Genomic DNA, 13181 nt, shown 5'->3' with positions numbered 1-13181 from the left:
TCCCAACTAGAAATCAACTAGTTGGGATTATCGCCTAACTGCAGGATCGTTCAAGTTAGCTTAAACGATCGGCATTACTCCGATTTGGAGTGCCTTTTTAATAACCGGAATATTCTTATAAAAACTGTCGCTTAAGCACTTTTAACATCTTGTTCGGGAACTGGCGAGATAGACTCGTTGAGTAAACCCGCATAAATACCGTCATGAGCGAGCAGTTCTCGGTGGTTACCCCGTTCAACAATTTCACCTCTTTCAAGCACCAATATCATATCAGAGTGACGCACCGTACTCAGGCGGTGGGCAATGGCGATAACGGTTTTCTCTTTAAACAATCGCTGCATCGCTTTTTGGATCAGATCCTCAGTTATGGAGTCAACTGAACTGGTCGCTTCATCCAGCATCATTACCTGACCACCCTGCGCAACCGCACGAGCAAACGAAATCAACTGAGTCTGACCGACAGAAAGGTTCGAGCCATTTTTATCCAAACGGAAATCATAACTTTGAGGTAATTGCTCAATGAACTTATCAGCAAAAACATAGCGTGACGCCTGCTCTACCTGTTCACGTGAAATCGCCTCCTTACCCAGAGCTATATTGAACTCTATACTCTCCTCAAACAGATACACATCCTGCATCATCAAGGAAAATAAGTGGGCGGTATCCTCAATCGAAATTTCAGAAAGCTCTAATCCGTTTAATATGATGCTACCTTCGTATCCCTGATACGTTTTAGAAAGCAAGCGTAAAATAGTCGACTTACCTGATCCGGTTGAGCCCACCAGCGCAATCTGATGGCCTTTGTCTAATACAAATGACACATCTTTCAATACGTAGGGGGAATCCTCTTTATAGCGGAAGCTGACGTTCTTAAACTCAAGGCTGACAAATTCACTAAGCTGCTCTTTCACCTTATGACTAGGATGTAGTTGACGCCCTTCTTCTTCCATAGGCTCAACAAAGAGTTCTTCAATATGGTCGAAAGCAGCAAAGGAACTTTGAATAGACGCAATCTGCGAGGTAAAGTCCCGGATAGGCACAAAGACTTTTTCCAGCGTATTAATAAACGCGATCAATACCCCCAAGGTTAAAGCGTTTTGCATCACCTGGCCGGAGCCATACCAGATCATCAACGCAATAGTGATTGAGGTAACGCCGGAAATAAAGGCAAACAAAATGGCATCATATTTATTTGCTTTCATTTGAGCTTTTAAAAACTCGTCAGTATAGCCTTGGTACTTAGCTTCAACTTCCTCTTCCGCACGATAAAATTGAACCGTTTTTACGCCAATTAACACTTCTTGCAAGAAGCCAATTCCACGCGCCAGCGCCGAACGAGTCACCAAATACGTTGCCCGAAGACGATTTCGAACATACCTTGTGAGGTAAATAACCGGCGGCATAACGACTAATACAATCAGTGTCAGCTCCCAGTCGATGAATAGCATCATGATCAGCAGCGCAATGGTGTTAATCGAGTCTTTCACCAGTCCAACAATGGATTGAACAAATGATTCACCAATGGTTTCCAAATCACTGGTTAAGCGTGAAAGAGTTACCCCTGTAGGCGTATTATCAAAATAGCTTCGAGGTAATTTCAGCACACGCTCAAATAACACCGTTCGCATATCCGTAATCGTATGCTGACCGGTTTTACGCAGTTGATACGAATAGGTGGTATCAACCACATAGCTTGCCACAAGAACGGCAAACAGATAGGCAACATGCAGTATTAATCCGTCCATGTTTCCCTGAGTAAGGTGGGTATCAATCACCTTAATAATTAGCCAAGGAAACAACAAACTAGTGATTACGGTAAGTGGCAGCATAGCTATACCAATCAGCGCAGACCTTTTGTACTTTTTAGCAAATTTGAAAAAGTGCTTTAGGTATTTAACATCAACACCTTTTAACATGCTTCTGTCTCCGCTTCATTTTGCTGCAATTGCCATGTTTCGTAATAGTAAGGGCAAGTTTTCAATAACATGTCATGGCTACCTTTGGCTATGACTTTCCCTTCATGGAGTACGATAATTTCATCCATATATTCAAGTGCGTTAACACGGTGTGATACCACAAGCACAGATTGTGTGCTCAACTGGCCAAACACCCCTTCAAGGATCTTCCGTTCGGTTTCGTAATCAACAGCTGAAAGCACGTTATCCATGATAATCAGGTCGCAAGGTTGAAGCAACGCACGGGCAATACTTAAACGCTGTTTCTGTCCACCTGAGAGCATGATCCCTTTCTCACCGACCAGTGTTTGGTCACCGTCTTCAAACCGTGACACATCGTTGGCTAGTTGGCTCAGCGCTAGTACTTCATCGACCTGCTCTTTGGCAATATCTATACCACGGCTACCAAAGCGAATATTCTCTTCCACCGTTGCCGAAAATAGGTAAGGATCCTGTGTCACTGTTTTTATGAAGCGGCGTAAATCACTACGAGCAAAAGTCGTCACGTCCTTTTCACCAAGAAAAACAGAACGCGAAGGAACATCTAGGTGATGGTTTAGGCAATTTACCAGTGTTGTTTTACCTGCTCCAATACTGCCCAATACACCGACTTTTTTGCCTGGTGGTATTTCGAAGCTAATGTTATCAAGAATTAAACGATCTTCTCCTGGGTAACTGAAACTCAGGTTTTGTACCGAGAATGTTTTACCTTTCAATGTTTCAACACCTGACGGAGACAGTTGCATCGTATCCTGCTCTGGAATGTCTGCATTCAAAATAGTCTGCACGCTGGTTATCCCGACCATACCGCGCTGATAGATAGTAGCAATACGACCGAGCTGCATTAATGGCATTGCAAGCAATACCGAATAAGTAAGAAAAGCGGTAATTTCACCGAGAGTGAGTTGCTGATTCATCAGCATGTAGCCCCCCCACCCTAAAATAAGAATTTTCATCAGGTCATTGGCGTAGTCTAGAACAGGCATAAAATACACCTGAATACGCGTGATCTTCATTCGACATTGCAGCAATTGCTGATTGAGCTTTTCTATTTCCGTTTTCACCCAAGGTGACATCTGCTGGCTTTTAATCAAATCGATGCCGGTTAGGTAACTCATTAATTGAGCTGACAGAGTTTGCAACCTGTGCATATGTTCCATGTGAAGGGCTTTCATACGCTTAAAACCGATACGAAAAATAACAAACGCAATCGCAATCGGTATAACCGAATACAAGGTCAACTCTGGCGAAATGCGCCACATCCATAGCGGTGTTAACGACAATGCAAGCAAGGCGTTGAAAAACTGCAGAAAACCCAAACCAAACAGTAGCCTGACACCACCTAGATCATTATTCATGATTGAAATGAGCTTTCCCGAGGCAAATCGGTCATGAAAGCTATTTGGTAAGCGGTTAAGCTTTTGTAGGAGAATGTTTTTTAGCGCTGCCTCGGTAATTCGGCCAGGGTTAAGAGCATAGATACGCGATAAGATACGCACCACGATCATAGACGCCGCCATGATCACCACGATCCCAACGTACGTTTTAAGCTGTTGCTGGTCGGCTAACGTTGCGCCATCAATCAAATCAATCGCTAGCTGGATATAACGCGGTATTTCTACTTGAAGCCAATTAACAAGGAAAATAAACACGATCGCCAGTAGATATGACTTACGATTCATTCGTAGAAAATGCGCGAAAAACTGTTTTTTAGTCATGTGAGTCTTTTTGTCGGGGAGGTTCAATGCCGTAATGTTCAATGCAAGCTTTGACAATACAGTGGCGAGGGTCGTCGATATCTTCTAACGCATCCAGTAACCATTCCGGTAAGCGAACCGGACGGGTTTTAACACCTGGTTTGCGACCACAGCCCGGCCTTGAGCCGCCTCTGCTTCCGCAATGGTGTTTGTTAGTGTTCTCTTTCAAGGTAAGTCCAGATTTTCAGTGACTTTGATAAGTGTACACTTATCAAATCAAAATTACATCCGGCACGTTAATTAAAGATAAAATACGGGTAGCCTTCAACATGACACTAGAAATTGATATCAGGCAATGCTCTCTGTGCCTGTGTCAAGCGCGGGAATACAGAGCCTGCAGAGCTGGAACTGGCAGCGTAACGATTTCTTGCAACTCATTCAGGCCGCAGTAACAAACTCATTGCCTGCGGCTCAACTACTCAAAAAAATATGCGGTTACTTGAAGACTTCAACAAGAGACGTCTAAGGCAGGTCGATCTTGATAAGATCGCCATCGTTCACTTCAAAGTGCAGCGAGACTGTACCATGCTGCTGAGTTTGCTTAATTATTTTCACTTCTCGGTTTGGAAAACGGTTCAGCACAACGGCTTTAAGCTCTGATACCAGCTTTTGTTTATCGTCACCAGACAGGTTTATTCCAAGAGACATGCAACCCCCTAACATCATTAATTCTCTTAGATATAAACGACCGAATAGAAAGTAACTTAATTGGATTACTTACAATTTAGCGCTAGCCGGGTATTTTGCTATAAGTCACAGTATGACAGAGCTCACCGTTAGGAAAACGCCACCCTTTTTCAACAAGCTGCCATACCAACCTACATAAATATTTGATCAGTCTTGCTGGTTAAGATCGCCAAAAAAATAGGCTCCCGATGTCAGGAGCCTACATTCAATCAAAATTCATAAAAGTGATTAAGAGTTAACTAACGGCTAGCATGATGCGTCCGCATCGCTACAAACTTTCTTCTGCACCGTGTTTGGTGCTGGGTCGTAATGACTCAGTACCATGCTAAAGCTTCCCTCACCTCCGGTCATTGCTCTTAGTCGCTGTGAATAATCCAGAAGCTCATTTTGTGGAATTCTCGCCTGCAACGAAGTGAAGTTATTCTCCTCCGATTGCGTACCTAAAATCACACCACGATTAGCCGCTAAATCACCGCTAATATCCCCCACCGAATCGGTTGGGATCTGCAGTTTTAGCTCAACGATAGGTTCAAGGATAATAGGGTTGGCATTATTGACTGCATCTAAGAAGGCTTTCTTGCCTGCAATGACAAAAGCAATTTCTTTCGAGTCAACAGAATGATACTTACCGTCATAAACGGTAACTTCAATGTCATGGATTGGATTCCGTGAAATTGCGCCTTCTTCAACCGCTTGACGGATACCTTTTTCAACAGCTGGAATTAACGACGTTGGTATGGCTCCACCCACCACTTTATTGATGAAAACAACCCCTTCCCCGCGATCTAACGGCCTTACTTTTAACTGGACTTCACCAAACTGTCCGGCACCACCACTTTGTTTTTTATGGCGGTAATGCCCTTCCGCCTGCTGAGTGATGGTCTCAAAGTATTCAATACTCGGCTGCTCAGTATTTACATTGAGTTTATAAACTGAGGCCATTTTCTCGAGGGCAATTTTTAAATGGAATTCACCTTGTCCGCTCAATACAGTTTCATTAGTGCGAGTTCGATGCTCAAGTCGCAAGGAAGGGTCTTCTGCGGCTATTTTATGAAGGACTTCCGATAGTTTCTGTTCATCCCCCCTTTTGGTTGTTTGAATGGCCAAACTGTACATAGGCGCGGGGAAATCGAGTGTTTTCATGATGACATCATCTTCATCATGTGAATCGTGAACCACTGAATCAAAATTCAAATCATCAACCTTGGCCAGTACACATAAATCACCAGCTCTGGCATTACCGATCTCTATCCGTTTCTTGCCTTGCAACTGGTATAAATGCCCCACTTTGAACGCCTTACTGTTCTCGCCAATATAAAGCTGAGAGCCCGCATTGATTTCTCCTTGGAACACTCTTATATAGGCCAATTTCCCTAGATAAGGGTCAACACTGACTTTGTAAACATGGGCAACAGTATGATCGAGCTTCTCACAATCAACCCGAATTTTCTGATTATTTTTCTCCAGCATCGGTGGGTTACCTTCCGATGGCATGGGCATAATTTCAGCAAGCGTTTGGAGGAGTAATGGAATGCCTTGCCCTGTCTCAGCGGAGACAAAACAAATCGGGATCACATGCCCTGTACGTAAGGCTTCTTCAAATGGGTCGTGTAGTTGCTTAGGTGTTAACGATGAACCCTGTTCTAAATACAACTCCATGAGTTTCTCATCGACTTCGATAACCTGATCAATAAGCTGCTCATGTGCTGATTCCACGCTATCCCAAAGTGTAGAAGCCTCATAGTCAGGCGAAAAGTAACAATCAACTATCGATTTACCATCATCAGAAGGCAAGTTTATGGGCAGACATTCTTGACCAAAATGCGATTGGATCTCATTGATAACCTGTGGAATTTTATCCGGATTAAGATCAACCTTATTAATAATGATCATCTGACATTTCTTCTGCAATTTGGCAAAAGAATAAAGTTTATCAGATACTTGATTTAGTGGCGTATTGGCATCAAAGACTAAAGCGGTGGTTTCAACCGCTGGATAAATGCTCAAAGTACGTCCCAATAGCTCTGGTAAACCGGGAGTATCAACAACATTCATTCGGTGTTTTTTCCAACAGAGTGCGGCTGGTGTTGCTTCAATGCTGTGTTGATAATGGATAGATTGGTCATCAAAGTCAGTGACCGTGTCACCACCCTTAACGCTACCTAGATGCGTGGAGCATTCCGACTCATACAATAGACGCTCTATAAGGGTGGTTTTACCTACCCCACTTTGGCCTACTATTGCGATATTGCGGATTTCATTCATGGACATATCAACCTCCGAAGTTCTGAAAGACAAACGCTATTTATCTGCATGCGTGGCGGTTTCCCGCCTTGTCGTCTTCCAGGTCAATTTTCGGATGGGTACGTCCATAAGCACAGGCCCAAATCGCCACAAGAATAATATTAAGAATAACCAAAGAATGATTATTCAATGTCTCGTTTAGCTTGCGCTCATTGGCGTTATTTTAATGTGAGTTATTTCATATCAGCGGGAACCGCCTGCTTTACGTTACAAAAAAAGGCCACTTTTGTGACATTCAACAAACATCTTGCTGATGTCACAATCGTAGCCTTAGGCAAAAGCAGTGGCTGATTTAACTGGCCATTTGTCGTTTTTGAGAAAGATACTTGATCCAACTCTTTGAAGCAGAGCTCGACTCGATATTATCCGCTTGCTTGGCGAAAATTATCGCTTTCTCAAAGTTGTTCAGCTTGTAATAGGCACGTACCTTAGCCAAGGCCACATCGGCATCGTGCTTTTTATCTGACACCTTATCCAGTTCAGCAATCGCCTGCTGGTAATAACCTTGCTGCAGTAATAGCTGTGCAAGCTGCCATCGGTATTGGTTGTCCATTTTTGCGGCTTGCTGCCAAATGGCGATAGATTTATCCCACTCTTTGGCTATTTGCCAATATTGCGCCTGCGCAACAACAAGCTCAACATCAGACGTAGCCCCATCAAGCTGCGAATACAGGATCGCGGCTCTTTCCGGAATACCGCGCTGGGCGTAAAGCTGAGCGAGGGTTTTCAAATCTTGCTGGGAAAGCTCAACACCTTGCCTGCGCGCCAATGCCAATGTATCCAACGCAGACTGAGACTGACCCAAACGCAATTGAATACCGGCTGTCTGTTGCCACCAAACCAATTTATTTGGCTCTAGTACAATCAGCGCTTCCAGTGTTGGCAATGCCGCCTTCCATTGTTGCTGCTGAAGCTGAGCACCTAACTTGATGGTTAGTGGCTGAACGTCCATTTTGCCAGCGTGCTTGGCGTAAGTATTGATAGCCGATATCGTCTGTTTCCACTCAGAAATTTGATAATGAGATTGAGCGATACGAAGCCACAATTCATCGGCTTTCTGATTTTCCGGGATATTTTTGCTTAGTGCATAGTAATGCGGCAGTGCCTGCTTAAAGTTTTCACTCGATAGCAAAATATCCGCGAGCATTCGCTGGGTGATCCAAGCCTGCTCATCTTGTAACAACCCTGAATTGACCGCATCAGTCAAATTTGAGATCGCTTTAGCCGTATTATCCTGCTGCCAATAAAACACACCCAACATGCGTTGAACGTAAGCTTTATCGTAATCACGGGATGGGTTTAGTCCTTCCAACAAGGTAATCGCATCAGCGACCTTCTCGTCTTGCTGAAGGTTATGAGCACGCTGTACTCGGCCCGCCGTGTACTGCGACAGTTCAGCACATACCGCAGGTTCAGCAATCAGGCCAAGAGGAAGCGATAAAGCAGCAATTAATGTCAATTTTTTGATCATTTCTCTATCTTAAACTCCAATCTGACCGTTTGACCAACCTGTGCTATCGACTTGCCATCAACAACTTTAGGCTGATACTTCCATTTTCTCAGTGCTTGAATAGCTTCACGTTCAAATAAACGGCGAGGCTTGGCATCCAGTACACTGATATCCGCTGGTCGGCCCTGCGGATCAATGGTAAATGACAATACAACATAACCTTGAGCACCCTGATTCATCGCGCGAGTAGGATACTTGGGCTCAACACGATACAGCGGCATCGCTTGTTGGTTAGCGCCAAAATCAGAAAACGTCGGGACATTGATTGCTAAGCCGGATACAGAAGCATCTAGATTAAGGTTTGGCATCGACGGGCTCACCGTATTTGTCGCAGCCTGATTAGAGGCTTGAGGCATTGCCTTTGGTGGCGGTTCCGGTGTTTCTGGCTTCTCGGGCACAGCACGTTGACGGCGCTGAGCTTCACGCTCCTGTTCCACCATCACCATATCAAACGCTAACAGTTGCTTTTCAGCTTCAGGGCGATGATTACCGTTATCCACCATCCAGGCCATGAAGGTGAATAAGCCTAACGCCATCAAGAAAGCCGTGGGAATTGCAATAAGTACACGCAGCATTAGCGCTTCTCCGCTGCCAACGCTATTTTCTGCACACCCGCGCCTTTAGCTGCATCCATTACTCTAACAACCGTACCGTTGTAAGCATGCTCATCCGCTTGGATCACCAAGGATGCTTCAGGTTGTTCAAGCAACAAATGTTCTAACGTTGCCTGAACACGCTCGACATCAACAACACGTTTATCTATGTACACGTCATTGGCTGACGTGATGGCAATAAATATACCCGCATCTTTTTGGCTAACGACATTACTGGCTTGTGGACGATTGACTTCAACCCCGGATTCACGAACAAATGAACTGGTCACAATGAAGAAAATCAACATGATAAATACAATATCCAGCATAGATGTCAGGTCTACCTGAGCATCTTCACGAGCTGAAGAAGGACGACTCAGTCTCATTACTGACTCCTCAATAATTTTTCTAACTTAATTTCGCGCTTGTGGCAGGACTTCGCTAAGCGAGAATGTACAAACATTCCCGATAGTGCTGCGACCATACCCGCCATTGTCGGTAATGTAGCTAGGGAGATCCCTGACGCCATCAACCTTGGTTGGCTACTGCCTTGAGTGGCCATCACATCAAATACCGAAATCATACCGGTAACGGTACCTAGCAGACCAAGCATTGGACAAATTGCCACAAGAACCTTGATCAAATTAAGGTTCTGGTTAAGAGCAATATGTGCTTGGCTTAACCAACCATCGCGCATTGAGCGTGCATACCAAGATGAATGGTCATCCCTTGATTGCCACTTTTCCAGCCAAAGCTGGCGCTGTTTTGGGTAGGTAATGAGCAGATATAGCACCCGCTCAATCACTAAAATCCAACAAAACATCACTACCGCAGCTAACCACCAGAGCACCTGACCACCTTGGTTCATGAAGGTCTCTAGCGAGAATTTCCAAGCATCAAAGAATGAAGCTTGCACTAGCGGAACTTCATACAGATTGCTTTCCATTATGCGGTAATTCCTGCTTTTTCAGCTTGCTCAGCGACGAGGCTGATACCTTGTTTTTCAAGAATAGTGCGGATAGTTTCAGCCTGGGTTGTCAACATGTTATGTGCAAGAAGCAGTGGCATCGCCGCTACCAAACCCAGAACCGTTGTTACCAGTGCCATGGAAATACCACCAGCCATCACGGTTGGATCACCATTACCAAACTGTGTGATCACCTGGAAGGTTTCAATCATACCGGTTACCGTACCCAGCAGACCCAGCATTGGCGCAAGTGCTGCCAACAGCTTAAGCATAGAAAGCCCTTTTTCCAGACCTTGCTGCTCGTCAACAATGGTTTCTAGAAGGCGAAGTTCAAGCGCTTCCACACTGCGGTTTTGCTCTTTGTTGTATACGCCAAGCACTCGACCGAGTGGGTTATTACCCGGAGTTTCAGGTGTTTTAAGCTGCTTTTTGATCTGCTGGCGAATTGCGAACAATTTAGCACCGCGGAAAAGACCGATGCTCAGACCTATCGCCAGTAGGCCAAGGATAATTTTACCGACCACGCCACCATGTTCGATACGGTCTTTCAGCTCCGGGGCATTGGCAAGTTGTTCAAGCATGATGCCTCGGGATGGATCAACCACCATTGCTTGCATACCATTCTGCTCAAGCGGTGACAATTGTTGGCTGACAGGGCCGTTTTGTGGCTGTTTTAGGTATGGTTTAGCCGTTTCACGCTTACCATCCCATGCTAGGTATCCCTGCTCACCGATCAAGCCAAGGCTACCTAAACGGTAAGCATCGACATTGGTCGTTTGTCCCTGACCATCAATGAATGGTACAGATACAGCACGCAATTCACGGCTTGCTGAAATCTGCTCTTCAAGCCCTTTCCACAGACCGTTAAGTTCTTCTAGTGAAGGTAGTGTTCTGGCTTCAACGATACTATCGATAACTTGACGATATTCGTTACGGTCAACACCGGTAACCGAGAAGCCCATTTCTGAGTCAAGATCTTTTGCCGCCTGACGTACAACGCCAAACAATTCCCCCAAGCTACCGGTTTCTAGACGCAACTGTTCTTCAAGCTTTGCCAGATCGTTTTCATTTTTGCTGAAAGTAGCGCTGAATTGATCAGTTTCGCTCTGAAGTTGCTGACGTTGCTTGAGAAGAGCATCACGCTGAGCTTTGAACTCTTGCTCTGTCATTTTGAAACCCTGCTCACGCTCAGCATTATGTTGCTGCTGAACCTTCACTTCTTGGCGGGTATCTTTAACCAATTCCGTGTTAGCCGAAACAACAGGAGCTGAAATTAGGCACAACGCTGCCACTAACGCTTTGATCTTCATATTACTTCGTCTCCACGTTAACTGAAACTGGCAGGGCGATTAGGCTTGGAGCAGCCTGATTGGAAGCAATGGCAAATGCTTTGTTGATACCTGAAGCGAAAGAGCCATCAAGTGACTGCCAAACTGAGTCTTTTTCATTCCAAGACCAGTACTTGGTTCCGTCGAGACTACGGGCAACAAGAGATATTCGGCCCAAGTACAACATGTCCGCTTCAATTGAACCTGTTTCTAGCGCTACTTGCCCTTGATAGATGCCCATCTTGGTGCCGTAATCAAGTTCGATTTGGTAGGCTTCTAAGATACGACGGTATTTTTCTGCATCACTGATATCAGCCTGAACCATCATTTTTTCAAGCTTAGCAATACGCGTTAAACGCTGTTCTCGACGAATGGGTTTATCCGCTTCAACATTGGCTTTCAAACCGTTTAGCATGCTGTACATCAAAGGGACAACACCTTGGCGGGTATCTTTAATCCCTTCAATTTGCTGATTAAGGCTGGCTTTCTCTTGGTTCTGACTATCAACCAAATTAGCAAGGTGATCACGATAAACCTGCAAGTTCTGTACTTCTTCTTGCAGTTGCTCAATCTCAGCTTTCATCGATAACGTCGATTCCGCGCTACGATCAATGATTGTCTGGCTGTTTGCCGACGCTTTATTCATCGAGCTTTCAAGATGTCGCGCTTCACCCAAAGTACTGGCTTGTGCTCCAGTTGTAAGGCCCAGCACCAGTAGTGCTAGGCTAGTTTTCTTAATATTCATTTAAAATTCAATGCACTAATAAAATTAAAAATCTTCAAATAATGAAGGCTATACCAAAAACAAAGAAACTCACCGAGCGCTAGTCGACGAGTGAAATCAATATACATCAAATGAAAATCGATATCATTTGAATTTACATTAATTAATAAAACAGTAAAGGAGGAGGCACACCCCTCCCCCTTTATTAATCAATTAGCAACACACTTGTAACGTCATCATGTGGTTACGGCCTTGAGCTAGGGTTACGTTTGCATGATACTTCACCTTGCGGCTCAAAGCTTTCAGAGTATGCAGCGTATGCTTCGATACAACGCTCGCGCACGCAGTGTTTGCGCTTCGTTCAGTGTCCCGCTGCCAATTTAACGTGCAGCACCCTTAACAACCTCTACGCGTTATAGCCATTCAATTGGTTGACTGTAATGAGACCAGTGTTGCTTTCCGCCACGGAGGAATCCACTCCCGCTTTGCATCTCAAAGCCTCGCAATGAATACGTCAAGCGGGGGCAGTAGTGAGATATCGATGAGCAAATGTGTCATTTTCATAGCAGGCAGGTATAATGTGACGTTTTTTTAAAATTATCGGTACATTTGAAGTGACAGAAGTAAACCTAGATAACGTTCGTCAGCAACTGACAGCTCTTAACCTAAAAGCAGACAAAATGCGTATTGTCACCGTTTCTGCTATGGATGAGGATGTACTTGAATCATGTACATCTGCTGAGGGTGAATGTTTTTACAACAGCTATATGAATGTCATCTACGGTAAAGGTGATCGCTACGTGCTTGGCTATCGCTGTGATGAAGAAGTCATTGATCATGCTATCATCCGTAAAGGCGATAAGTACTATGATCCAACACTACAAGCTGAAGGCGATTTCAAAGAATATCAATACGCTATCATGACTGAATTCACGGTCTTCGACATGATGAAGCATGCCAAGAGCAATAAAGATTTTCCGCCTGATGTGAATTACATCTTTAGCAAAGCCGGTAAATTCAAGAACGTTATCGATACAGAACGTCTAAAGAAATAACCCGAAGCCCGATGTTTACCATCGGGCTTTTCTTACATCTTTGGCAACTGACCCCTTCAGTGGGCTGATTAATCTCATTATCAAAAGCAGTATCAATACCCCTGGCATATTGCAGCTTAAACACAAAATGTGGATGCATGTTGCACCCACAAATCGCATACTGATCATCGTCTAAGACAAATAGGTAATACTTTTGTCCCCCCGCTCCCAGTCAGCTAATCCATGTCGATCACCGAGATAAAAAGCAGACTTTATATTATGAATATCAATACGACTCATTACAAATAGCAACATTTTTTGA

Annotated in this window: 13 protein-coding genes; 1 reads left to right on the top strand and 12 read right to left on the bottom strand. The window is 44.4% G+C overall.

Annotation, left to right across the window (positions count from 1 at the left end):
* Positions 1-131 precede the first annotated feature (131 nt).
* The 11 genes from ACVA53_RS13795 to ACVA53_RS13745 all read right to left on the bottom strand — a co-directional run bounded on the left by ACVA53_RS13795 (position 132) and on the right by ACVA53_RS13745 (position 11846).
* Positions 132-1916, bottom strand: coding sequence for an ABC transporter ATP-binding protein (locus ACVA53_RS13795; protein ID WP_255044425.1), 1785 nt, complete (start codon positions 1914-1916; stop codon positions 132-134).
* Complete coding sequence (locus ACVA53_RS13790) at positions 1910-3673, bottom strand: ABC transporter ATP-binding protein (RefSeq protein WP_255044424.1); 1764 nt, start codon at positions 3671-3673, stop codon at positions 1910-1912. The genes ACVA53_RS13795 and ACVA53_RS13790 overlap by 7 nt, the downstream gene beginning before the upstream one ends.
* Positions 3666-3881 (bottom strand): hypothetical protein, encoded by a 216-nt coding sequence (locus ACVA53_RS13785; RefSeq protein WP_255044423.1) that lies wholly within the window; start codon positions 3879-3881, stop codon positions 3666-3668. Before ACVA53_RS13785 ends, ACVA53_RS13790 begins: the two co-directional genes overlap by 8 nt.
* A gap of 293 nt (positions 3882-4174) precedes the next feature.
* Positions 4175-4360, bottom strand: coding sequence for a hypothetical protein (locus ACVA53_RS13780; RefSeq protein WP_255044422.1), 186 nt, complete (start codon positions 4358-4360; stop codon positions 4175-4177).
* Positions 4361-4645: 285 nt separating this feature from the next.
* A complete protein-coding gene (fusA, locus tag ACVA53_RS13775) occupies positions 4646-6670 on the bottom strand; it encodes an elongation factor G (RefSeq protein ID WP_446505378.1) in 2025 nt (674 codons plus the stop codon).
* A 325-nt stretch (positions 6671-6995) separates the two neighbouring features.
* Entirely contained in the window at positions 6996-8174 is a 1179-nt protein-coding gene (locus tag ACVA53_RS13770; RefSeq protein WP_255044420.1) for a tetratricopeptide repeat protein, read from the bottom strand.
* Complete coding sequence (locus tag ACVA53_RS13765) at positions 8171-8788, bottom strand: energy transducer TonB (RefSeq protein ID WP_255044419.1); 618 nt, start codon at positions 8786-8788, stop codon at positions 8171-8173. Before ACVA53_RS13765 ends, ACVA53_RS13770 begins: the two co-directional genes overlap by 4 nt.
* The gene (locus tag ACVA53_RS13760; protein WP_107296501.1) at positions 8788-9192 is read right to left on the bottom strand and encodes an ExbD/TolR family protein; all 405 of its coding nucleotides are present in this window, start codon (positions 9190-9192) and stop codon (positions 8788-8790) included. Before ACVA53_RS13760 ends, ACVA53_RS13765 begins: the two co-directional genes overlap by 1 nt.
* Positions 9192-9752, bottom strand: a complete 561-nt coding sequence (locus ACVA53_RS13755) for a MotA/TolQ/ExbB proton channel family protein (protein ID WP_255044418.1) — start codon at positions 9750-9752, stop codon at positions 9192-9194. The genes ACVA53_RS13760 and ACVA53_RS13755 overlap by 1 nt, the downstream gene beginning before the upstream one ends.
* On the bottom strand, positions 9752-11083 hold the full coding sequence (locus ACVA53_RS13750) for a MotA/TolQ/ExbB proton channel family protein (RefSeq protein WP_255044417.1): 1332 nt from the start codon (positions 11081-11083) through the stop codon (positions 9752-9754). The genes ACVA53_RS13755 and ACVA53_RS13750 overlap by 1 nt, the downstream gene beginning before the upstream one ends.
* A gap of 1 nt (position 11084) precedes the next feature.
* Positions 11085-11846 (bottom strand): DUF3450 domain-containing protein, encoded by a 762-nt coding sequence (locus tag ACVA53_RS13745; RefSeq protein ID WP_255044416.1) that lies wholly within the window; start codon positions 11844-11846, stop codon positions 11085-11087.
* Positions 11847-12439: 593 nt separating this feature from the next.
* Between ACVA53_RS13745 and ACVA53_RS13740 the strand changes: the two genes are divergently transcribed.
* Positions 12440-12880, top strand: coding sequence for a hypothetical protein (locus tag ACVA53_RS13740; protein ID WP_255044415.1), 441 nt, complete (start codon positions 12440-12442; stop codon positions 12878-12880).
* Here the strand turns inward: ACVA53_RS13740 and ACVA53_RS13735 are convergent.
* Positions 12852-13091: a histidine kinase sensor domain-containing protein gene (locus ACVA53_RS13735; RefSeq protein WP_446505379.1), complete on the bottom strand. Its 240-nt coding sequence runs from the start codon at positions 13089-13091 to the stop codon at positions 12852-12854. The two genes, ACVA53_RS13740 and ACVA53_RS13735, sit on opposite strands and share 29 nt — an antisense overlap.
* Between the last annotated feature and the right edge of the window lie 90 nt (positions 13092-13181).

Source organism: Photobacterium sp. DNB23_23_1 (genome assembly GCF_052873815.1).
The sequence above is the reverse complement of the archived record's forward strand: the minus strand, read 5'-3'. Positions and strand labels throughout refer to the sequence as shown.